Origin of the sequence: Priestia veravalensis (genome assembly GCF_001457055.1) — a bacterium.
GTDB lineage: Bacteria > Bacillota > Bacilli > Bacillales > Bacillaceae_H > Priestia > Priestia flexa.
On the sequence record NZ_KQ758628.1, the window covers coordinates 42,155 to 63,903 of the forward strand.

Here is a 21,749-nt window from a genome sequence, read left to right on the forward strand (position 1 = left end):
TAAAAAAGCTGCAGTCGTTTAGACATTCTAAGCGCCTGCAGCTTTTTATATTCCGTTAAAAGGAGTTGAAAAATTCAGTAATATAAGCTACTATGTGAAGGATTATCACGATAGGTATAGTAGGATATTGCACATTACATAAGCAAGAAGAAAGGAGATTGCATGTCTAATCGAAGAATAGTCATTGCAGGAATTGAAAGCGGAGTAGGCAAAACGACTCTTACAATTGGATTGATGGGAGCACTCCGTCAAGAAGGCTATGTTGTACAGGGCTTCAAGTGCGGACCAGACTACATAGATCCAACGTATCATACAGCTGTTACGGGAAGGGTTTCAAGGAACATTGATAGCTGGATGCTTGAGGAAAAGATGATAGCAGCAATTATGAATCATGCGAGCGATGGAGCTGATATATCAGTTATAGAAGGAGTGATGGGCTTTTATGATGGAAAAGCACCCACCAGCAATCATGGAAGCACCGCTGAGCTTAGTATTTTAACAAACAGCCCCGTCATTTTAGTTGTTGACTGCTCTGGAATGGCAAGAAGTGCTGCTGCAATTGTGAAAGGCTTTCAGCTTCTTTCAGAAGAAGTCAACATCGTAGGCGTTATTGCAAATCGAGTCGGCAGTCAAGGGCATTTTCAACTAATTCAAGCAGCGGTTCAGAAGGAGTGCGGAATTCCAGTTGTAGGCTACTTGCCAAGATACAAACAGTTCTCTATGCCGGAACGACATTTGGGCCTTATCCCTTCAATAGAACGTGGTGACTTGCAACCCTTTTTTCATGAGTTAAGTCAAGCCATTTTAAAAACGATTGATGTAGAAAAAATTTATGAGCTTTCTAAGGCGCCCACTCTTAAAGGTTATACTGCTATCTTTTCGCCTCAAATACCTTTTAAAGTGAAAATTGCTGTTGCAAGAGATGCAGCCTTCAATTTTTATTATGAAGAAAATCTACAGTTATTAAAAGCAAAAGGTGCGGAACTTGTTTATTTTTCACCATTGCAAGGTGAAGAGGTTCCTAGTAATATAGATGGTCTTTATATTGGAGGGGGGTTTCCTGAAGAGTTTGCAGCAGAGTTAGCTGATAAAAACGAAGTGAAAGAGTCTATTAAGCAAGCAATTCATCGTGGAACACCGACGTTAGCAGAGTGCGGAGGGTTTATGTATTTAACCGAAGCAATCGTCACGACAGATAAAGAAAAGTTTGAAATGGTTGGCATCATTCCTGGAGAGGCACATATGCAAACGCAGCTTGCTGAGCTTGGTTACAGAGAAATTGAAGGTGCTAAAGGCAACTTTTTATTAGAAGGCGGCGTAAAAGCAAGAGGGCATGAGTTTCATTACTCAACTTTTCATTCAGCCCAAAAGCTTCCACACGCTTATCAGACAACAAGTATGGTAGGGGTAAAAGATGAAGGCTATTTAAAAGAGAATCTTGTTGCAGGCTATACGCACTTTCATTTCGGATCATCAACGGAGCTTGTTGAAAACTGGATAAACAAATGTGAAAAATTTAAAAGAGAAAGAAGCGATTCACTATGACAGCTGGGAAAGTATTTCTTGTGGGAGCGGGACCTGGAGACCCGAAATTAATTACGGTTTATGGCGTTGAATGCATTCAACAATCAGATGTTATTTTATATGATCGACTGGCTAACGAAAAATTATTAGAATATGCAAAAGCGGATGCAGAGCTAATTTTTTGTGGGAAGCTACCGGGAAAGCATGGGGTTATTCAAGATAAAATTCATAGCTTATTAGTAGAACATGCCCTTGCTGGAAAAACGGTCACTCGTTTAAAAGGAGGAGATCCGTTTGTATTTGGACGCGGAGCAGAAGAAGCACAGTTTCTTGTTCAGCATGGTATTCCTTTTGAAGTAGTACCTGGGATTACATCAGGAATTGCAGCACCTGCTTATGCTGGAATTCCTGTGACTCATCGCGATCATGCTACATCGTTTGCAATTGTAACAGGACACGGTCGAGAAGAAAAAGGACAAGACTTCCTAAACTGGCCAGCGCTTGCAACGGGTATTGATACGATTGCGTTTTATATGGGGGTTGGTAATCTGCCGTATATTTGTGAGCAGCTCATTAAGCATGGACGTAATCCACATACGCAGGTAGCGCTTATTGAATGGGGCACAACAGAAAAGCAGCGAACGGTAACAGGAACGTTAGAAGATATCGTAACGATTGCAGAGACAGCGAAAGTAGCGCATCCTGCAATTGTCCTTATAGGAGATGTGGTTGGGGTAAGAGAAGCTATCCGCTGGTTTGAATAAGAAGATTAAGTAAGTTGGCTACTATGCCCATGTGACTTTGAAGGGTTTTTCTGAAAAAAGCGACTAAAGATAGTGTACCTGAAGCAGTAAAAACCTTATAATAAATGTAAAAGAATCCAAAGCTACGGGTGATTACAGTGAATAAAGTTTTCAATAAAGATGCGCTGACAGATATACTTCAAATAGCCATTGACCTCATTAAAAGTCGCACGGTTTTTATCGGCACGCTTGATGACGTGTTTTCAATTATGAAAATTGTAAATAGCGAAGGTGGAAGTCTACTCCATGAGGGATTAACGTTACCAATTGAGCTTTCGATTTGTAATTTGGTAACGTGTGAAGAGTCACTTGTCATTTCTGATACGAAGTGCGATGTTCGAACAAAACATCTGCAGGCTATTTATGATGCGGATGTTGGCTCTTACTTAGGTGCACCAATTGTATTAGAAAATGGTAAACTCTTTGGAACTCTATGCGTAGTAGATCCCAATCCACAGACTTTTACAGAACAAGAAGTTTCATCAATTAAGCGCTTAGCAAACGTATTAGGTACCATCATTTCTCAACAGCAGCAGGTAATTATTCCAGAGTTTGAAGAGAAAATACAGCATTTAGATAAGTTAGCGCTTGTAGGTCAACTTGCCGCTGGTTTAGCTCATGAAATTAGAAATCCTATGCAGTCAGTAAAAGGCTTTATCCAATTTCTGTTTGAAGAGCACAACCAAACCAGTAGTCATATTAAAGATCTTGTGTTAACAGAATTAAATAGAATGAATGAGCTTATCAGTGACTTTTTACTAGTCACGCAGCCCACTGCGCCTAAAAAAACACTAACTTCCATTACTGACGTTATGCAAGCAACAATTGGCGTATTGCAAAGCGAAGCGAACCTACATAATATTTCTATCTGCTTGGAAACGGACGACTACGTGCCGAAGTTATGGCTTGATGCTTCACAGATAAAGCAGGTGTTTTTAAATATTATAAAAAATGCTATTGAAGCGATTGGTCATAATGGGAAAATAGCAGTTTACGTTCAAAACAAAGAGGATACGGTCTGTTTGTTTATAAAAGATAGCGGTCCTGGTATTCCGTTGTCGATTATTAATAAAATTGGAGATCCCTTTTTTTCAACGAAAGATGAAGGGGTAGGGTTAGGTCTTTCTATTTGTCAAAGCATTATTAAAGAGCATCAAGGCTTTATGAGTATTGCAAATGATTATGAAGGGACCGTTGTTAGTATTCAACTACCCGCTACATCATAAGAAAAAGCTGCCTCTTGGCAGCTTTTTCTTATGATTCATTTCCGTTAACCTTTTCAGCATCCCAGTAAAATTCACTGAGAACATCTGCTAGCGCTTTTACGGTATTCGTTAATTCTTCCATATTGTTATCAACGCCACCCATTTCAATGAGAATAGCATTAGTGGATAAATCTTGGTTGTAAACTCCATTTCCGCTCGCTTTGCTTTTACCGAGTACACCACGACTTAATCCAGGATACTTCTTTTCTAACCCTTCATGAAGCGCTTTTGAAAGCTTTAAGTTTTGCTCAAAGTTTTGATTTTCTTTTCCCAATACAAACATGACGCGTGCATACGACTTGTCATTAATTTGAATCGTTGTATCTTTTTTACGAAGGGAATCTCGATGCAGGTCAATAAGGTAGGTTAAATCTTTATTCTGTGCCATGGCTTCTTGTACGATAGTACGAGACATCGCATAAGAGCGCGGTGTTTTCCAACCCTTTTCATTTAGCTTTGCGCCAATATTTGTTGTGTCGACTTCAGCACCAATACCTTGTGATTCTAATTCTCTCCCTAGCATTTCTCCGACCATGCTAATATTAGTTTTACTATCGGCTGCTTTATCAGCATTACCATCGCCTTCTAAACCTAGTAAAGGCAAATAGGACTCCCAGCTGTGCGTATGGTAGATATAGACGACTTTTCGTCCATTTGTTGTGTTAGCTGGAGGCTTTTCTTCTTGCTCTTTTTCCTTTTCCGTAGAAGGTTGTTCAACTTCTTCCTTGTCTACTTCTCTTTCCTTTAACACTTCTTCGATTGGAGGAGCTGATTCTTTTGGAAAGTTTGTAAAATTAGTTCCTTCACCCGCAATAATTAAATTCGAGTCAAAAATGCTAAAACCTGGAATTTCAGATCCAAATAAGCTTCTCGCATCTTGTGTTCGTATGCTAGTGGAAAGTTCTAGTAGAGTGGAAGATAAAGAAGGCGTAGAAAAATTATCGTCAAACGCTTTCTTAAAATGCTGATTTTCTTGGCTCATTAAATAATATAGAGTTTCTGCTTTATGTTTTGATAACGTCTGATACACAATCGATGAATGAAACTGCTCTTTGAATGCGGAGTAGCTTACTACAAAGACTGCTGAAGAAATGAGGACAACAACGCATATAATGACCATAATCATTCTATATGTGAGAACAAAAAAGTTAGCACGGTTATCGTTACTAGATTTCAATATCGCTTACTCCCTTCAAGACCGCTTCTGAATCTAGTAACTAGTTTATGAGGAATGGAAAGGAAATATGAGGACATTTTCGAACATAATAGAGTAATTGCTAGAAAAAATGCTAGCTGAACCGAATCGGTTAGCTAGCAGAAGCATGTTTAGCTGTTAACAGTTGATAAATTCGACGACCTTTAGGAGTCAGCGTAAAGCCTCGGCTATTCTTTGTTATGAGATTTAAATGTTGAAGTTGGTCAAATACCGTTATAATATGCTTTCGCTTCACGTTGTTCAAGAGGTCGTGTGCGTGTAAGTTTGTTAAGCCTTTTTGGCGCATACTGTTTGTTGATTGACCTTCAACTACTTGGAAATAAACTTCTTGTGTTTGAGAATCCTGTAGTAGCTCTATCAATTCTAGAAGCTTATAAAAAGACAGAGAAGAAAGTGGTTTCTTTTGGACCATTATCGGTACTTCTACTGGTTCTTTTTGAATCTGATTTAATTCCTGTTTGTACATAGATGAAAATCCATCAAGCTGCTGATGTATGCCACTTTCATTTAATAAGGCAACATAGGCTTCCATTGTTTGAAACAGTGCAGTATGTGATTCAACGTTCCATTTAGAAAAGTAGGGTAGTGACAGCTCAATTTCTTCATTAGAAACGACTGTGGTTTCCAAAGGTGTGGATAAATTGTTTCCATTCGGTCAATTGGAATAGGAAAACCGTCAGCTGCATTATTATATAAAAACGAATTAAGAAGCAATTGCTCATCTATGGAATATGTTTGAAGAGCTAATAAAACAGCTTCGTTCAAACGAGGGAGTAATGCTTTTGTTTTTTTGTACTCGATGAGCGCACCGTTTTGTTTTTGCGACCGAGTAGTATAAAAGTTAGCTGCGGATAATCTTCAAACTGAATCGATAAGTTTTCAGATACTGCCATTATCGTAACTCCTTTCCTGTAGGTTGTATTGTAGCTACATTTTCATAAAAGAAAAAGTTTTGATGTGTTGAATTCTGAATAAATTTTTACTTTTAAAATAAGGGAGAAAGTATTTAATGGTAGCTGTATTTATAAGTGAAAGAAGGAATTAAGAACCCATTTGTGTAATTAGTGTATGTATGTTTTTTTGTTCAATCCAAAAATAGGAGGATCTTATGGTCAAAAAAACAATAAACGCACTAAAACAAAGGCTATGGGAAAATAACGATGTAATTGAAGTGTATAAAGGGAATGGAGAAGTTAATTTCACCACGTGCACATTTTACGAGGGTTTAGTAGAAGAAATAATTCATCAATTTGAACAAAAGCATAGGTGCGTTATGCCAAAAGACTACCGAGAATTTTTAAGGGAAACGAACGGCTGTCGCTTATTTGAGTCAAATCTAGTAGAAAACAGCGTTGTCTTATACCGTTTGGAAGATACGGAGAGTCAATGTAGTGAAGACTATATAACTATTGGAGCTGTCAATCAGAATGAGATTTTACTCCGAAGAGTAGAAGCAAGCGAGCACTCAGTCATAATTAAAAGCAAATATGAGCCGGTTGAGCAAGCGGTGAACTTACATATGACTTTTGAACAGTGGTTTGATCGACTAATAATGAGCCAAGGTAATTTATTTTGGACGTGGTCCGTTCAGCCAGTTCTTGTACGAATTAAACGGTTTCAATAACAAGACGTGCTGCTATGAGCGGCACGTCTTGTTGTTTGTAAGATCATAGGTGTATAAAACGTCGTCTAAAAATACCCCGTCAAATTCGTGGGGCTGGTTTTTTACGAACCGTGCCCCTTGACGTTTGTAAAAGTTGACTGCACGCTTATTCTTTCCTAAGGCCCAAATATCGATTGACTGGACGCCTAAGGAATAAAGGTCCCTTTTAATAAAGTCCATTAACAAGGTTCCAAGTCCTTGGCCTTGTGTGCCTTCTGAAATGTATAATGCAACCAATTCACCTTTATGTGATGAGTGGCTGTATTGTTCATACGCACCAAAAGCAACGATAGTTTGCTGATCGCTGAAGGCTGCTACAATAGAAGCCCCGTCCTTCTGTAAAAAATTGCTCCACTTTTCTTCGCTTTCTTGATAGGAGAGCTTTTCTAAATAAGAGTCTGGAACTAGATCGCGATAAGTGGTTTTCCAACTATCAATATATAATGTTGAAATACTGTTTATATGGCTAAAATTTGCTTTCATGAACTGCAATGTGTGAACCCTCCGTATACAAAAATGAATGAATAACATGAATGAAATGTAAATAATTGTAATGTAGGACCATATTAAGAGATTCTTAATTTTTTTTGTGATATGGTTTAATTATCAAAATAGTTTAATAATAATTTCTTTTTCGGCAAGAAGAAAGGATGTGGACATGTCATTAAAACTTCGCTTTTTATTAACCTATCTTAGCATGGTTTTAGTTTTTGTGCTTCTGCTTTTGCTTTTTGGCTTCTTAGTGTTTTTTTCAATTACAGGGGATGCTAACTTTCTGCAAAAAACATACTCCAATGCATATGTATATAAGCTCTTAACACCGGAAGAAGAAACGACATTTTTAAATGTAAAGCTGCTGAGTCAAGAGGACCCAAATCAACTTTTAAATCAGCAAATAATTAAAAGTTATGAGCAAGAAGGCATTGATGTAATTGTCAGAAAGAATGAAGAAGTGACGTACTCATCGTTCTCTATAGATCAGCGAACAGTGGACAAAGAGCTGCCGCATTTTAATGAAAAAAGTACAAAATCAGCTACATATGAACAAGACATTATTCGAATTAAAAATAAGTTTTATTCATACATCAAATTAGATTTTTTCTTTCCAAATCGGGATGAAGGAACTGTTTTTGTTTTACGAAGCATTAGCCCTTACGTTGGAATTGTTCATAAAGTTTTTCCGTTTTTATTTATTTTTCTCTTGCTTTTATTTGTGGTGATCATTGGTTTTGTTAACTATGTTGTGTCCAGAAGCGTTATTAAGCCAATTTATAGATTAAAGCGAGCAGCTGAACGCATTCGTCAAGGAGACGTTCATTTCTCAATACCGTATAAGTACAATTCCAAAGATGAAATAAATGAGTTAACCAATTCTTTTGAAGAAATGAGAAAAAAGCTGCAATCATCTATTGACCTTCAGGTTCATTATGAAGAAAATCGTAAGCAGCTGCTGTCAAGCATCTCACATGACCTAAAGACGCCGATTACCTCAATCATTGGTTATGTTGAAGGGATACAAGATGGCGTAGCCAACACACCTGAAAAGCTTGAAAAATACTTATCAACAATTTCTACAAAAGCAAAGGATATGAATAGCTTAATTGACGAGCTCTTTTTATTTTCTAAACTAGATTTGCATGAAGTACCGTTTCATTTTGAAACCGTGAATATTAATGATTTTATGGAGAACCTCAACCAGGAGCTGCAATTTGAGTTAGAAGAAAAAGGAGTGCTATTACGCTTTTATACAACGCTTTCTAAAAGAGCTTATGTAAAAGTAGATACAGATAAGCTGCGGCGAGTAATAATGAACTTAATTACAAATAGCATCAAATTTATGGATAAAGAGGATAAGCGTATTGAACTGGTGCTCAGTGAAAATGAAAGTGAAGTAATTGTAAGAATAGTAGACAACGGGTGCGGTATCGAGCCGAGAGCGCTTCCTTACATATTTAACAAGTTTTATCGAGCTGAAGAATCGAGAAATACGCAGACGGGTGGAAGTGGTCTAGGGCTAGCAATTGCCAAACAAATCATTGACTCGCACGGTGGATCAATTTGGGCAACAAGTACATTACATAAAGAAACAAGCATCTATTTTTCTTTGCGAAAAATAACTAAATAGAGGTGATAGCAAGAGTGAAGCGTATATTACTAATTGAGGATGAGCCAAGTATTGCAGAGTTACAGCGTGATTATTTAGAAATTAACCAGTTTGAAGCACATGTGCAGCATAGCGGAGAAGAAGGTTTAGAAAGAGCTTTAAACGAAGAGTTTGACCTAATCATTTTAGATATTATGCTCCCAAAGCTAAACGGATTTGAAGTGTGCAAACGAGTTCGAGCGGTAAAAGATATACCTATTCTACTTGTATCAGCTAAAAAAGAAGAAATCGATAAGATTAGAGGTCTTGGGCTGGGTGCGGATGATTATATCACAAAGCCATTTAGCCCTGGAGAGCTTGTAGCAAGAGTAAAAGCGCATTTATCTCGCTATGAGCGCTTGAGCGAGCGCAATCACACAAAAAAACTAATTAAAGTTCATCATATTGAATTGGATAAGCTAGCCCGTCGCGTCTTCGTTTATAATCAGGAAGTAACATTTACCACAAAAGAGTTCGATTTATTATTATTTCTTATTACTCATCCAAACCAAGTACTTAGCAAAGAACAACTGTTTGAAAACTTATGGGGGTTTGATTCGACTGGAGATATTTCAACTGTTACGGTGCATGTACGAAAAGTGCGTGAGAAAATTGAACAAAACCCTGCCCAGCCTCAGTACTTAGAGACAATTTGGGGAGCGGGATATCGCTTTAATATTTAAGGGGGAAGGAAATTGCGGTTTATTTATTTATTTGGAATCTCGCAGTCACCACTTTCATTGGATGAAAGCTGAAGCCTTTCAGCTTGAGGATTTTGATAGGGATATGGTAGGTGAACATCTACTAGTTGCTGAGCTTGATGATAAAGTTGTGGGGTTTGTATCTTTGTATCTTCCTGATAATTTTATTCACTGCTTATTTGTGCATCCCGATTATTCAAGAAAAGGTGTTGGAACAGCGTTAGTAGATGCAACCATTCAAAAAATGAATCCGCCACTGCGTCTGAAGTGCGTATCAAAAAATGACAAAGCGCTGCTGTTTTATAAGAAGAAGGGGTGGGTGCAAGTGGTTGAAGAAGGCCCTGTATCTGAACGCTATTGGTTAATGGAATATCAATAAGTAAAAAAGAGTTTGGGACATAACAAAATGATTGCTTCTAAAAGATGAACACTAGCTGTTCCCATCTCTTTGGTTTGTCTCAACACGTTCGTTCCATTGCGCTACGGCCACTCGCTTTCCGCGGGGAGGAACCTGAGCTTCCTCGCTGCGCTGCGGGATCTCACGTTTCCCTCTCTTTCCCGCAGGAGTCGAGTGTCCTACGCTCCATTCCACCCTGTTTCCAACATTGTTTTCACAATCAACCAAAAAACCTGAACGATTAAAAGTTATGAACTCTCAATCGTTCAGGTATAGTAGAGGCTGAACTACTTATGTCTCAGTCTCTTTTGTATTTAAGAAGAAAATGCGGGTTGATTAGCTTTTCGCTTACGTTTTGTATGAACAAAAGATTGTGCATAATCAAGTGCTTTACCTGCCTGAGAAAAAAAGTGTTGCCGTCCAATTCGATCATACAGTCCAGTTTTTAGAAACATTTCTTTTGGCTGAGCATCTAGCCCTGTAATTAATAATGCCCGGTTATCTTCATTAAGCCTTTGATGAACGTTTGATAGTAGATTTTCGCCTGAGGTGTCAATAAATGAAACCTGCTCCATTTTTAAAATAACAACGTCTGCATTCGATTGAATGATACTATCCGTTGCTTCTTCTAAGCGTTCAGCCGAGCCGAAAAAGAGCGAGCCTTCTAGCGTGTACATTTGAAGCTGGGATTTTTCATCATCATGGTTTGTTTTTGAAACGTGAAGCGATTGGCTCATACGCTTAACAAACATAATAATGGCAAAGAGCAATCCTACCCCAACGCCTGTTGTTAAATCGAAGAATACGGTTAGTAAGAACGTAATTGCTAAAACTGCAGAGTCTGCAGTTTTTGTTTTGAAAATATGAGCAAATTCTTTTCGTTCGCTCATATTAAAAGCAACGACCATTAATACAGGTGCCATGCTTGCTAGTGGAATATGAGATGCATAAGGTGCTAATACCAACAAAACGATGAGTACAACAAGGCCGTGTACAACTCCTGAAATAGGCGAAGTTCCTCCGTTACGAATATTTGTTGCTGTTCGAGCGATTGCTCCTGTTGCAGGAATACCTCCAAATAAGGAAGTGGTCATGTTGGCAATTCCTTGTCCCACAAGCTCTTTGTTGCTGTTGTGTTTTGTCTTTGTCATACTGTCAGCTACCATAGCTGATAGAAGCGATTCAATTCCACCGAGCATAGCGATTACAAGTGCTGCTGGTAATAGCATAACAATGGTATCAATTGTTAATTCAGGCCACTGAAAAGTAGGGAGTTCATTTGGGATTGGACCATAGGTTGATCCAATGGTGGCAACCTTGTCTTGAAAAAAAAGAACGGCAATCAAAGTGGAAAATAGAATGCCTAACAACGCACCAGGAACCTTTGGAATAAATTTCGGTGCAATAAGGACAATTACTAAACAAATAATAGCTATTAGTATGCTATAAATATTGACAGCAGATAGGTTTGTGATAATTTCCCACATGTTAAGGTGAAAAGCTTCGTGTTTTTCTATATTGTGTAATCCTAAAAAGTTTGCAATTTGTCCTGAGAAGATAATAATTGCAATGCCGGCAGTAAAACCAATTGTCACTGGTTTTGGAATGAACTTGATAAACTTTCCAAGCCTAAGAAGTCCAACGGTAACTAAGATAATTCCTGCCATAAAGCCAGCTATAATTAAATTCTCATAACCATATTGCATGACAACTCCTAATAAAATAGGAACAAACGCACCTGTCGGACCTGCGATTTGGAATCTGGATCCTCCGAATAAGGAGACCAAAATCCCGGCAATAATCGTTGTATAAATACCATATTCCGGTCGAACGCCAGAAGCAATGGCAAATGCCATGGCTAAAGGAATTGCTACAATACCTACCACGAGTCCAGCGATCAAATCTTTTTGAAAGCGTTCTCCGTTATAATCTTGAAACCTAGTCGCCTTTTTCATTTGAGTATCCTCCTTTGTATAATCAATAGACGGTCTGTTCTAAGGTGATACACTTAGTCTAAGGAGCAATCGTAAAGAAAAGTGAAAGGAATTCTTAAAAATTTCTTAAAAGACGGCAAAACTTATCTAAAATATAGAGTGAAAATATGCTTGAAATTATAAGTGAATCAAAATCAATACGTTGACATTAACGTTAACGTTAAGTATTCTTATAAAGTAAAGTTTACGTTAACGTTAATGTTATATCCCTGGAGGTTTACTGTACATGTACAAAATTGATGAAGTAACAAAAATGACAGGTTTAACAAAACGAGCAGTTCGCTACTATGAAGAAATAGGGCTAATTTTGCCTCCTTCACGTACAAAGGGAAATGTTCGACTCTACACGGAAGATGAAGTAAGTGAGTTGAAAAAAGTAGCAGAAGCAAAAGAAGTACTTGGCTTTTCCCTGCAAGAACTTCAAGAGTTTATGTCGTTAAGAAGAACGATTGAACAAGCAAAAAGAGATCAGGATGTCTCAGCTCAAGATGTATTGGAAATTGAAAATATGATTCATACTCAAATGGAAATGATTATGTACAAAGTCGATAAGATGATGACATTTAAAGAGGAATTAGAGGCCATGCATAAACGAGCTACAGACATTCGGAAGCGAAAGGAACAAGAGGAGTGACGCGTGTGGAACAACAACATTCTAAAAGCCGTGTTGGTCAAGTCATCACGGTTTTTGCTACGTTTTTAGCATTTATGGGAATAGGAGTTGTAGATCCAATTTTACCAGAGATTGCGGCTCAAATAGGAGCTTCTCACTGGCAAGTTGAAATGCTATTTACGTCATACTTATTAATGATGGCTATCATGATGATTCCAGCTGGGATTTTAGCTTCCAGATTTGGAGATAAACGCTTGATGGTTACAGGACTTATTATCGTAACAATTTTCGCTGCGCTTTGTGGCTTGTCTAATAATATTCCACAGCTATCCATTTTCCGTGCCGGCTGGGGGTTAGGTAATTCATTTTTCTTCGCAACTGCTATGACGCTGTTAATTGCACTATCAGGTGAAGTGAAACAAGCGGTTGGAATGTACGAAGCAGCTATCGGATTAGGAATGGCAGGTGGACCACTTGTTGGTGGTGTACTTGGTAGCTCTTCATGGAGACTACCGTTTATCGGAACTAGTATTTTGATTTTTATTGCATTTATTCTCGTTTTAACAATCGTTAAACAACCTGGTTCTAGTAGGCTAAGAAAGGCAGCAGGCTTTAAAGATATTATTCAGCTCTATAAGTGTAAGCCGTTTACCCAAGGTGCGCTTTCCGGAATGCTTTATTATTATGGCTTTTTTACGGTGTTAGCCTATACACCTCTTATTTTACCGATTAGTGCCTTGCAAATTGGTTTTGTCTTCTTTGGTTGGGGGTTATGCTTAGCTTACGGATCTGCTATTTTAGCTCATAAATTAGAAATGAAGTATCCGCCGAAACAAGTGCTTCATATTAGCTTGATTATCTTTGTTGTTATCTTAGCTTTACTATTTGTAACAGATAATACGGCGCTACGTATTATTCTCGTTATGGCATCAGGCTTAGTATCAGGACTAAACAATGCACTATTTACAAGCTACGTTATGGAAGTATCACCGTATGAAAGAGGGATTACTTCAGGTGGATATAATTTCCTTCGCTGGTTAGGAGCTGCATTTGCACCGTTATTATCAGGTGTAATCGGTCATGCAATAGCGCCTCAAGCACCTTTCTTAGTTGCTGCTATCATAGCAGTTGTAGCGTTTGTTATCATGAAAGTGAAAGTAAAAAAAGTTTAGAGATAGTAGGATAAAAGTACCAAGAGAAAGGCACGTAGCCTTTCTCTTTTTTTTGACTAATTTTGAGGAAATCAAAAAATAGTGTATAATGGAGACAAGAACGTAAATTTGTGTTCTATATTATAGGAGTGTGATGCGAATGGCCACCTGTAAGAACTGTGACCATAAATGGAATTGGAAAACATCTGTTAAAAAATTATTAACGCTTCGAAACGTGATGAAGTGTCCACATTGTGGAGAAGAGCAATATATGTCCGCAAAATCTCAAAAAAGATTGTCAATCTACTTATTTACACCTCTGATTCTTTGGCTTATCTTATCCGTACTTAATTTTCCTCTTCAAAATGTAATGACGGTTACCGTCCTCGGATTTGTTGTTTCAATTATGATGATGCCTTTTTCATACGAGTTAAGTGATGAAGAAGAGCCACTATGGTAAAGCTCATGTCTACATGAGCTTTTTTTATGCGTGTAAGCTACTAATAAAAGTCATCATCGTAACAAAGTCTAATAATAAAGACTTATTTAGTACCAAAATGTTTACAACAGATAAAAAAGGGAAATAAATTTATATTTTTCATGGCTAACGACGAAACACCTAGATATTTATTTTAGGAATTTCAGCTCATTTTTCAAGTCTCTGATGATCTTATATGCTGATTTACTCGTTTGGTTAAGCAAAGGGGTGAGATGCTTTACGAAGAAATAAGTAATGAAACATATTTTAGTTTATTATACTAAAGCAAAGTGCATGTACAAAAAGAAGGTGTATACAAATGGTAGTTCAAACATCAAAAACGGTCTTGCAACGTTTTTTTTCAGAGCGTTTTTTTGACCAAGCAGCGCAAACAGCATACTATTTTTTATTGTCCTTTATTCCATTTATCATTTTTTTATTTTCATTGCTAAGCTTCTTTCCGATTGATACCAATAATTTATTGGTGCTTATTCAGCCGTTTGTGCCGGAAAGTGCATACGATATTATTGAAAGGTCGGTTACGTCTGTTTTAAACCAAAGCGGAAAGAAATTATTGTCCTTTAGCTTAATTGCTACGTTTTGGCTTGCTTCAATGGCGATTCAGTCTCTTGTACGCTCGTTAAATGATGCGCATCAAATTGAGCGAAAGCAAACTTTTCTTCATGCATTAATAAATGATTTGATTTTGACGCTTGGCTTTATGATTATCGTGTCACTGTCGCTTTTCGTTCCAATTATAGAGGAAATTTCACGACACTTTATCGTAACAAAAGTTAAAATTCCGGATTTTTGGTATACAAGCTGGACCATTATTCGTTGGGGAATCGGTACGAGTTTTCTGCTTTTATTCTTTATCTTTTTCTATAAAATGGTGCCGAGTGCCAAAATTGCATGGAAAGAAGTATTGCCAGGGGCTATCTTCGCAACGCTAGGCTGGCAAGTGGCTTCAACTGGGTTTTCGTATTACGTGAAGTTTGGTAGTTATTCTGAAATATATGGTCAGTTGGGGAGTATTATCATCTTAATGATTTGGTTTTATTTAACCGCTGCTATTTTATTAATTGGAGGGCTAATAAACGGTCATCGTTATCAACGATAAAACCCGCTGCTACAAGCAGCGGGTTTTCTTATTTACTTTGAATAGAGTTAGTGGAAATGCTTGGGCGCGTTACAGCAATTACGGTTGCTAGTAGACCTAGTAAAACTAAAATAGAACCAACCCAACCGTTAAAGAGAGATGAATAGCCGTTAATAATAATTCCACCCACGTAAGATCCTGCAGCAATTCCCAAGTGAGAAATGGCAACATTTGTACTAATCAATACATCGGGATTGTCTTTGGCGCTTTGAATAATTAAGTTGTTCTGAGCTGGTGAAACGGCCCAGCTTAGAGCGCTCCAAACCGTCATCACAATTAAGAATAAAATAAAAGGCAGCTTAACGGCAAAAGGAAGAGCGACCATGCTTAGAAAAAAGGCACCGATAATTCCAATGACGGCAGTAGGTGCTCCAAGTTTATCAGAAAGAACGCCACCAAAACCTCCACCTGCTACGGCTGCTAATCCGAAAATGCCGTATACAAGCGTCACCATTCCGCTTGATAATCCAAATGTTTCTTGTAAAAACGGTGTGAAATAAGCATACAGCGTTAAGTGACCAGCTAATACAAAAAAGGTTGCGATATGAATAGACAGCATTTTTGTATTTCGAAGTGCATTAAGCTGTTGTTTAATCGGTACTACTGGAGCAGGTTCTAAGCGTTCCATGCTAATTGCAACGATAACCATAATAATCGCTGTTAAAAGTGCAATTAAAATAAAGACTTCACGCCAACCAAACGCGTTTCCAATAAAAATGCCAATCGGAATCCCAAGTACTAACGAAGCGCTAATACCCATAAATACAATTCCTAGTGCTCTGCCTTGATATTCAGGTTTCACAAGGCGCGATGCCATTGTTGTAGATAACACAATAATGAACGATCCGCTCATAGCAGCTAATATGCGAGAAACCATCAGCATGGAGTAACCCGTACTAGCTAAAGCTACGATATTACTTAGTAAAAAGATAAATAAAGCCCATAAATAAACTTTTTTACGTTCGAATTTTGCCGTAATGTTTAACAATACAGGTGCTGAAATTGCATAGACAAGAGAGAAAATGGAGATTAGATATCCAGCCTTTGCAATTGATACTTGAAATGAACTTGCGATGAGGTCGAGAATGCCTCCTAAAATAAGCTCAACAGTTCCTACAACGAAGGAAGCAATCGCAAGTATGTACACTTTATGATTCATAAATAAAACTCCTTTTAATAAAAGTTACAACTGTAATAGTAACCTTTATTGTAGCTCCTTTCAAGTGCAAAATTAAAAAAAGATTGCGTAAAAGCAATCTTTTTTTAATTAACGTCTATATGGAGTAAGAAAGTAGCGTGAGAGCTGGGGAGATTACTAATAGCGAAGACGAGTAAGAAGTCGCATAATCGTTTCATCTTCCAGCAGCTGCTCTTGGTATTTTTTTGTGATATATGTAAGAGCGACATCATGATAAAAAAAGTCGGTAAATACTTTAACAAGGGGCTGAGAGTTTGTCTTAATGGCTTTCCACGTCTCGTTTTCAATTCCTGCAAACAGCAAGGACTGTTCATCCACGATGACGAGCTGAGATGGTTCTAGCTTCTCATGGTGTTCCATGGGGTGAAGCGTGCTCGTATTTTCCAACGTCGTGCGCAAATCTCCAATTGTTAAGATTTCAACTGAAATTCCTTCTCTTTCTTTCTCTTCTAACAAGGGGCGGTAGTGCTCAAGCGTTGTATTCCAAGCCGATAGCAAAATGGAATGCGACGCATCTTGAATAAGTTCATCGATTGTAGCTATGATAGTTGCTTCATCTTTTAGTGTCCACACGTGATCATCTTGACTAACTTTCTTAATCTTATAAGACTGCAAATCGCGAATATCTTCTTCAAATTCTAAGCTTAACTTTTTAATAATGACATCAAGTGATACCGCAGAGTAAAACTTTTTTTTACCGGAAAGAGTGTTTAACACGACACCTTTTTCAATGAGTTTATCTAATACTTCATAGATTTTTGCTTTTGGTACCTGAGATGCACGCACGATAGCCGTTGCGTCCAACGACTCTTCGCTCGATACAAGCGCTTCATATACTTGACTTTCATATTGAGAATAACCGAACTTTTGTAACATAAAACCTCCAAGAGTCTCTTGTAATAAGTTATATGTATTTTATTATAACAAATCTAGTTTACAAAACCATGTTGTCAACGAGAATAGTGCGATTATTATCTATTCATAGTAATAAATAGAGGCATGATAAACTCCTTGTTATAGCATGGTTTTATCCGTGATTTCTGGCTGTGGATTCTCTTACTTTTCCGTATAGAAATTGAATGCCGGCATAAGTGAAAATAACAATACCACCTACTAGTAAAATGACGCATGCGCCTGCTTGGAAAAAATACTTCAATTTAAATCTCTCCTTTAATCCTTTATTTTCTATTTAAAATTTAATTAGTGAGTGTGTTTACTTTGGATGGAAGATTACTTTTGTTTCTCAATTATAAAATAAGGTAATAATCACACCCTACTACACGAGCTTACAGTTTTCTTACAAGACTGTAAGGAAACAGGCTTTCATAACATTTCTCTAATTAAAGCGCATACTATATAATAAAGATAAGAAAATACTGGAGAAAACAAGCATGGTCTTTTGGCGATGCTTTTACGTATAGAAAAGGAGGAATGAGTCGATGAGTTTACGAGAACGATTGCTATACGTTGCTGAAAATTTTTCTGCAAAAGAAAGCGATGCTTTGCTTTCTCACGAAGTCGACAATATGCTAACGAGACGAATTCCACTTTCACTTTATAAGCTTTCTGAAGTTAACCGCGAAGAATTCAAAATAACCGGAATGCAAACAGCGCTTTTCCCCTATATCAACATTGTGGACAAAAAGAGCGTAACGGGCCTTGCGATATCGTATGCGCTGAGTGAAGACGGACAGAGACTATACCTTGTGTTAAAAAGAGAAGAAGAAGATGCACCTACTATTGCTGACATTCGCTTTTTTACTCCCGAGCATGAGCGAATAAAAAAAGATCATTTATTAATGATTGGCACAAGTAGTGATGCAAAGAGTTTTGAAGATAACGTAGCGTTATACGTGCCTTATCACATTGAAGACTTTGCAAGTGATCGTCAGCTTTATGAAGATCTCACATTATTTATTGAAATCCATCGTCAGTTTTTAAAAGCGCATGGAATGAGTAAAGAGCTTTTATCGGACAAAGATGTAATAACTCATATGAAAGAATATATCAAATCACAAGGCTTTACGTATGAAGATGAAGACTTAACAAACATTTATTTGTCGTTAAAAACAAAGCCCTTTATCATTTTATCAGGCATGAGCGGAACTGGGAAAACGAAACTGGCACAGCTGTTAGCAGAAAGTCTAGGCGCAACGTTTGAAAATGGAAGGTTGGCCTTAATTCCCGTCAGACCAGACTGGCATGACGGATCGGATTTGCTTGGCTACATCGACCTCAGAGGCGATTTTCGAAAAGGAGCCTTCTTAGGAATTGTGCAACAAGCCATTCAACATCCCACTTATACATACGTGGCAATATTGGACGAGATGAACTTAGCCCGTGTTGAACATTATTTAAGCGACGTGTTAAGCGTAATAGAAAGCCGGAAGTGGCAAGAGCGTAAAATTAAAACCGCGCCTCTGTTGCCAGGTCACAGGATGTTTTGTGACGTGTACATCCCTCCTAACTTATTAATTGTAGGAACGGTTAATATGGACGAAACGACGCACTCATTCAGCCAAAAAGTGTTAGATCGGACGAATACCGTCGAGCTTAATACAATTCACCTCGATTCTTTTGAAAGTCTTACACAGGATTCTTTAGTTACAGCAGGAATCGAAACAACACAGATTCAAAGCTTGTATATTCATTTAAAAGATGCATACGTTGAGCATGGGGAGCTAATTAATGAGGTTACAAATGAGTTAATGTCTCTAAATGAATTATTAAGGCCTATCGATTGTCAAGTTGGTTATCGAATGAGAGACGAAATCTGTTTTTATATGATTTATGCTATTAAAAGCGGCGTGTTTACGTTTGATCAGGCATTTGACTTTCAGCTGTTGCAAAAAATAGCTCCACGCATTAGTGGAGGTGACGTATACACGTTTGACGTATTAAAGGAACTATACTATTACTGTACGAATACATTTGTTGATCAAAATATTGAAACAGCTGTTATTGAAGCGGAACGAATGCGTTTTCCTCGCAGTGCGAAAAAAGTAATGGAGATGATTAGAAGGTATGAGGCATTTGGATATACATCATTCTGGACAAATACCGTTCGTTAAAATTGCCATGAGAAACTGTACCGTCACCATTAGCGGAAAAGCTGAAACACTTAATGAGGAAGTAAGCGAGTCGATGTTTTTTTCTTGTACAGGGCAAGATATTGAAAAGGTCGAAGTGTACCATCCTAAGGAGAGAGAGCATGTACAAAATTCACCTCTCCAGCCCTTATTTTTTGAAAATGAACAGTATGAAGTAATGGTGGTGTCAAAGGAACAAAAAGAGCTGTTTTTAGTAAATGAAATGACAGGCATCAAGCAAAAAAGTCGGAGTGTGTATGGAGACGGACAGTCAATTTTGTTCAGTACAATTCTTCTACAAAATGAAATTGGCTATACAACTTTTCATGTTATGAGCGGAACAGAGAAAATAATAGCTTTTACGCTTGAAATCTTTCCTACCAAAATGGACTATAAAAGCGATTACCTTTCCATAGTTGAATCCATTAACCAATCAACGTATGGGATGGCCTACAAACTGGTAGGTAATACGTATTTAAAAGGATCTTTGAATTTAACAGTAAAAGACGGGAATTGGCTCGAGTTTTACCACCTTATATCTCATCATTTTCAACCATTTATGAAATATATTAAGCAGATAGAAAAGCAGCCAACACGCACTGTTTTAAAAGAGAGAGATTTTATGAGAGGAGACCAGCTCAAAAAGTCAGATAGCTTATCAATAGGATACTTGCGTAAACACCCTAATTATTTCGTACCTGCTAAAAGGGGTGTTCGCTTAAAACGAAATAAGTATGTAATACCGAACAAAGTCATTGGCACAAGTAGAAGCGATACCGTAGATACGTTTGAAAATCAAACGGTAAAATGGATGTTAACGACTGTTGAGAATAAGCTAGAGCAGCTTTTTTTACACGTCATGAATCGAAAGGAAGAGTATCATCGTTCCATGGTGAAACGAAACATGATAGAAGAGATTAATCGCATGCAGCAGGCTGTAAAAACAGTTCGCTCCAACTTTTTTTGGAACCAGATAAGCACTAAATCAATCTATTCGATAGATCGTCGTATTCGCCAAGTTCCGTTATATAAAGAAGTGTGTAAGTACTATATGATGCTGATGCGAGGAATTACATTGAATGGAGAGTTTTATACGCTATCTCTGAAAAATACCGCTTGGTTATATGAGTATTGGGTTTATTTACGAATACGCGATCTACTTCAGGCGTATGCCACATTAAGAACACATAACAGCATAAAAATAACACAAAATGAGCTGTTCATGAATACAGGAGCATCACATCATGAATTCGTTTCAAAGAGCGGAAAACGTATCTATCTTTTTTATCAAAAGGAATTCAGATCAAAGCACACGACCACCCAAAGACCAGATTTAGTATTGACATTGGAAAAAAATAGTGGAGAATACGTGAACTATGTTTTTGATGCCAAATATCGGGTACACCGAAAAGGTCACGATCTTATTCCTAAAGAAGAAGACCTGAATACGATGCATCGATATCGTGATGCCATTTTAAATAGTAAAAATGAGCGCATCATTGAAAAGGCGATTGTATTGTTCCCAAGCAATGATAAAACATCTGTAGACTACTTTCTTAAAAGTATTGAAAAAATAGGAATTGGAGCTCTTCCTTTTTTACCAACCAATGAAAAAATAGTCCAAGACTTTATCTTAGGTCTTTTGACCAAATTTAACTAGTATATTCTTTAAAAGAAACGTAAGGTGGCACCGTTTTCTTAACGAATCTATATACTGAAAATAAGTTCAATTGAACTCCTTTAAAAAAATAGAAAATGGAGGGGAACAATGATGGTAGAACAATCAATATTTCAGCAATTAGTAAATGCTTCTGCTCATGATCGCTACACGTATTTTATCGAGCAAGTAATTAAATGCAAACGAGTTTGGATTGTTCTTGATGAACATAATCAGGTAAAGATGACCGGAAATGATGACAATAAGCGATTAGTACCCGTATGGCCTTGCAAAGAATATGCACAGTGTTGTTTACAGCATGCACCATCTGGCTGCAGAGTCATTGACATTTCTCTTGAGACATTTATGAATGAACTCTTGTTAGGTATGAAGAAAAAGGGCATGTTATCCTCTGTGTTTTGGAATGGATTAGATACTATTATTATCGGTGTTGATCAGCTATTATTCGACTTAGAGTGGGAAATTGGTAAGACAGAGATTATTCATTAACCCTTTTAGGTTTTAGCGGTTTTTATAATTAGATACAGGACCCTTAGACTGTTTTGGGTTTAAATTTTTAAGCTTGTTTTTGAGATAATCCTGTAGGATCTTGCGCTTTTTCTTTCGCTGTTTGTCGCGGTTTTTCATAGGTGATCACCACCTTTCTTTACTTTTATTATACGTAATAATCAGTATTG

At 37.5% G+C, this 21,749-nt stretch carries 23 protein-coding genes; 14 read left to right on the plus strand and 9 right to left on the minus strand.

The window, feature by feature from the left end; genetic code table 11:
• Window positions 1–162: 162 nt before the first annotated feature.
• From AS180_RS02180 to AS180_RS02190, 3 genes are all read left to right on the plus strand, one after another.
• On the plus strand, window positions 163–1,545 hold the full coding sequence (locus tag AS180_RS02180) for a cobyrinate a,c-diamide synthase (RefSeq protein WP_025911175.1): 1,383 nt from the start codon (window positions 163–165) through the stop codon (window positions 1,543–1,545).
• A complete protein-coding gene (gene cobA / locus AS180_RS02185; protein WP_035321217.1) occupies window positions 1,542–2,288 on the plus strand; it encodes a uroporphyrinogen-III C-methyltransferase in 747 nt (248 codons plus the stop codon). Before AS180_RS02180 ends, cobA begins: the two co-directional genes overlap by 4 nt.
• 137 nt (window positions 2,289–2,425) lie before the next feature.
• Window positions 2,426–3,553 (plus strand): GAF domain-containing sensor histidine kinase, encoded by a 1,128-nt coding sequence (locus AS180_RS02190; protein ID WP_025911173.1) that lies wholly within the window; start codon window positions 2,426–2,428, stop codon window positions 3,551–3,553.
• A 28-nt stretch (window positions 3,554–3,581) separates the two neighbouring features.
• On the opposite strand, the gene spoIIP is transcribed toward AS180_RS02190, so the two are convergent.
• The 3 genes from spoIIP to AS180_RS23780 form a co-directional block, all read right to left on the minus strand.
• Window positions 3,582–4,769, minus strand: coding sequence for a stage II sporulation protein P (gene spoIIP, locus AS180_RS02195; RefSeq protein WP_025911171.1), 1,188 nt, complete (start codon window positions 4,767–4,769; stop codon window positions 3,582–3,584).
• A gap of 130 nt (window positions 4,770–4,899) precedes the next feature.
• A complete protein-coding gene (locus AS180_RS02200; RefSeq protein WP_025911168.1) occupies window positions 4,900–5,436 on the minus strand; it encodes an RQC domain-containing protein in 537 nt (178 codons plus the stop codon).
• A 133-nt stretch (window positions 5,437–5,569) separates the two neighbouring features.
• The gene (locus AS180_RS23780) at window positions 5,570–5,701 is read right to left on the minus strand and encodes a hypothetical protein (RefSeq protein WP_258954099.1); all 132 of its coding nucleotides are present in this window, start codon (window positions 5,699–5,701) and stop codon (window positions 5,570–5,572) included.
• Between the two features lie 215 nt (window positions 5,702–5,916).
• Here AS180_RS23780 and AS180_RS02205 point away from each other — a divergent pair, with 215 nt between their 5' ends.
• Window positions 5,917–6,432: an SMI1/KNR4 family protein gene (locus tag AS180_RS02205; RefSeq protein ID WP_025911166.1), complete on the plus strand. Its 516-nt coding sequence runs from the start codon at window positions 5,917–5,919 to the stop codon at window positions 6,430–6,432.
• A gap of 12 nt (window positions 6,433–6,444) precedes the next feature.
• On the opposite strand, the gene AS180_RS02210 is transcribed toward AS180_RS02205, so the two are convergent.
• Entirely contained in the window at window positions 6,445–6,954 is a 510-nt protein-coding gene (locus tag AS180_RS02210) for a GNAT family N-acetyltransferase (protein ID WP_157803598.1), read from the minus strand.
• Window positions 6,955–7,129: 175 nt separating this feature from the next.
• On the opposite strand from AS180_RS02210, the gene AS180_RS02215 reads away from it, so the two are divergent.
• From AS180_RS02215 to AS180_RS02225, 3 genes are read left to right on the plus strand one after another with little or no spacing between them, the layout of a single operon-like run.
• Window positions 7,130–8,596, plus strand: coding sequence for a sensor histidine kinase (locus AS180_RS02215; protein WP_062686296.1), 1,467 nt, complete (start codon window positions 7,130–7,132; stop codon window positions 8,594–8,596).
• Between the two features lie 14 nt (window positions 8,597–8,610).
• Window positions 8,611–9,297 (plus strand): response regulator transcription factor, encoded by a 687-nt coding sequence (locus tag AS180_RS02220; RefSeq protein WP_035321211.1) that lies wholly within the window; start codon window positions 8,611–8,613, stop codon window positions 9,295–9,297.
• Window positions 9,298–9,328: 31 nt separating this feature from the next.
• Window positions 9,329–9,694 (plus strand): GNAT family N-acetyltransferase, encoded by a 366-nt coding sequence (locus AS180_RS02225; protein WP_309599121.1) that lies wholly within the window; start codon window positions 9,329–9,331, stop codon window positions 9,692–9,694.
• A 51-nt stretch (window positions 9,695–9,745) separates the two neighbouring features.
• On the opposite strand, the gene AS180_RS22105 is transcribed toward AS180_RS02225, so the two are convergent.
• Window positions 9,746–9,907 carry a hypothetical protein gene (locus tag AS180_RS22105; protein WP_156413424.1) on the minus strand — a complete coding sequence of 54 codons (162 nt, stop codon included), beginning with the start codon at window positions 9,905–9,907 and terminating at the stop codon, window positions 9,746–9,748.
• A 119-nt stretch (window positions 9,908–10,026) separates the two neighbouring features.
• Complete coding sequence (locus AS180_RS02230) at window positions 10,027–11,667, minus strand: SulP family inorganic anion transporter (RefSeq protein ID WP_025911157.1); 1,641 nt, start codon at window positions 11,665–11,667, stop codon at window positions 10,027–10,029.
• 265 nt (window positions 11,668–11,932) lie between these two features.
• Here AS180_RS02230 and AS180_RS02235 point away from each other — a divergent pair, with 265 nt between their 5' ends.
• From AS180_RS02235 to AS180_RS02250, 4 genes are all read left to right on the plus strand, one after another.
• Window positions 11,933–12,340 (plus strand): MerR family transcriptional regulator, encoded by a 408-nt coding sequence (locus AS180_RS02235; protein ID WP_025911155.1) that lies wholly within the window; start codon window positions 11,933–11,935, stop codon window positions 12,338–12,340.
• Between the two features lie 5 nt (window positions 12,341–12,345).
• Window positions 12,346–13,491 (plus strand): MFS transporter, encoded by a 1,146-nt coding sequence (locus tag AS180_RS02240; protein WP_025911154.1) that lies wholly within the window; start codon window positions 12,346–12,348, stop codon window positions 13,489–13,491.
• Window positions 13,492–13,630: 139 nt separating this feature from the next.
• Window positions 13,631–13,930 carry a TIGR04104 family putative zinc finger protein gene (locus tag AS180_RS02245; RefSeq protein WP_025911153.1) on the plus strand — a complete coding sequence of 100 codons (300 nt, stop codon included), beginning with the start codon at window positions 13,631–13,633 and terminating at the stop codon, window positions 13,928–13,930.
• A gap of 337 nt (window positions 13,931–14,267) precedes the next feature.
• Window positions 14,268–15,068 carry a YihY/virulence factor BrkB family protein gene (locus tag AS180_RS02250; protein ID WP_025911152.1) on the plus strand — a complete coding sequence of 267 codons (801 nt, stop codon included), beginning with the start codon at window positions 14,268–14,270 and terminating at the stop codon, window positions 15,066–15,068.
• 28 nt (window positions 15,069–15,096) lie between these two features.
• Here AS180_RS02250 and AS180_RS02255 read toward each other — a convergent pair whose 3' ends face one another.
• From AS180_RS02255 to AS180_RS23785, 3 genes are all read right to left on the minus strand, one after another.
• A complete protein-coding gene (locus tag AS180_RS02255) occupies window positions 15,097–16,266 on the minus strand; it encodes an MFS transporter (RefSeq protein WP_025911151.1) in 1,170 nt (389 codons plus the stop codon).
• Window positions 16,267–16,422: 156 nt separating this feature from the next.
• Window positions 16,423–17,181 (minus strand): TrmB family transcriptional regulator, encoded by a 759-nt coding sequence (locus AS180_RS02260; protein WP_025911150.1) that lies wholly within the window; start codon window positions 17,179–17,181, stop codon window positions 16,423–16,425.
• A gap of 151 nt (window positions 17,182–17,332) precedes the next feature.
• Window positions 17,333–17,461, minus strand: coding sequence for a hypothetical protein (locus AS180_RS23785; protein WP_257788883.1), 129 nt, complete (start codon window positions 17,459–17,461; stop codon window positions 17,333–17,335).
• Between the two features lie 283 nt (window positions 17,462–17,744).
• Here AS180_RS23785 and AS180_RS02265 point away from each other — a divergent pair, with 283 nt between their 5' ends.
• The 3 genes from AS180_RS02265 to AS180_RS02275 all read left to right on the plus strand — a co-directional run bounded on the left by AS180_RS02265 (window position 17,745) and on the right by AS180_RS02275 (window position 21,561).
• A complete protein-coding gene (locus AS180_RS02265) occupies window positions 17,745–19,376 on the plus strand; it encodes an McrB family protein (protein ID WP_025911149.1) in 1,632 nt (543 codons plus the stop codon).
• Complete coding sequence (locus AS180_RS02270) at window positions 19,339–21,054, plus strand: DUF2357 domain-containing protein (protein ID WP_051567192.1); 1,716 nt, start codon at window positions 19,339–19,341, stop codon at window positions 21,052–21,054. The genes AS180_RS02265 and AS180_RS02270 overlap by 38 nt, the downstream gene beginning before the upstream one ends.
• A 108-nt stretch (window positions 21,055–21,162) precedes the next feature.
• The gene (locus AS180_RS02275) at window positions 21,163–21,561 is read left to right on the plus strand and encodes a DUF2750 domain-containing protein (RefSeq protein ID WP_025911147.1); all 399 of its coding nucleotides are present in this window, start codon (window positions 21,163–21,165) and stop codon (window positions 21,559–21,561) included.
• Window positions 21,562–21,749 lie beyond the last annotated feature (188 nt).

What these genes read in the sequence shown, in the direction of transcription:
- AS180_RS02235 (WP_025911155.1), top strand. Translation starts at nt 11,933, where the DNA reads ATGTACAAAATTGATGAAGTAACAAAAATGACAGGTTTAACAAAACGA.
- AS180_RS02180 (WP_025911175.1), top strand. Translation starts at nt 163, where the DNA reads ATGTCTAATCGAAGAATAGTCATTGCAGGAATTGAAAGCGGAGTAGGC.
- cobA (WP_035321217.1), top strand. Translation starts at nt 1,542, where the DNA reads ATGACAGCTGGGAAAGTATTTCTTGTGGGAGCGGGACCTGGAGACCCG.
- AS180_RS02260 (WP_025911150.1), bottom strand. Translation starts at nt 17,181, where the DNA reads ATGTTACAAAAGTTCGGTTATTCTCAATATGAAAGTCAAGTATATGAA.
- AS180_RS02210 (WP_157803598.1), bottom strand. Translation starts at nt 6,954, where the DNA reads ATGAAAGCAAATTTTAGCCATATAAACAGTATTTCAACATTATATATT.
- AS180_RS02230 (WP_025911157.1), bottom strand. Translation starts at nt 11,667, where the DNA reads ATGAAAAAGGCGACTAGGTTTCAAGATTATAACGGAGAACGCTTTCAA.
- AS180_RS02275 (WP_025911147.1), top strand. Translation starts at nt 21,163, where the DNA reads ATGATGGTAGAACAATCAATATTTCAGCAATTAGTAAATGCTTCTGCT.
- AS180_RS02215 (WP_062686296.1), top strand. Translation starts at nt 7,130, where the DNA reads ATGTCATTAAAACTTCGCTTTTTATTAACCTATCTTAGCATGGTTTTA.
- AS180_RS02245 (WP_025911153.1), top strand. Translation starts at nt 13,631, where the DNA reads ATGGCCACCTGTAAGAACTGTGACCATAAATGGAATTGGAAAACATCT.
- AS180_RS23780 (WP_258954099.1), bottom strand. Translation starts at nt 5,701, where the DNA reads ATGGCAGTATCTGAAAACTTATCGATTCAGTTTGAAGATTATCCGCAG.
- AS180_RS02255 (WP_025911151.1), bottom strand. Translation starts at nt 16,266, where the DNA reads ATGAATCATAAAGTGTACATACTTGCGATTGCTTCCTTCGTTGTAGGA.
- AS180_RS02265 (WP_025911149.1), top strand. Translation starts at nt 17,745, where the DNA reads ATGAGTTTACGAGAACGATTGCTATACGTTGCTGAAAATTTTTCTGCA.
- AS180_RS02205 (WP_025911166.1), top strand. Translation starts at nt 5,917, where the DNA reads ATGGTCAAAAAAACAATAAACGCACTAAAACAAAGGCTATGGGAAAAT.
- AS180_RS02250 (WP_025911152.1), top strand. Translation starts at nt 14,268, where the DNA reads ATGGTAGTTCAAACATCAAAAACGGTCTTGCAACGTTTTTTTTCAGAG.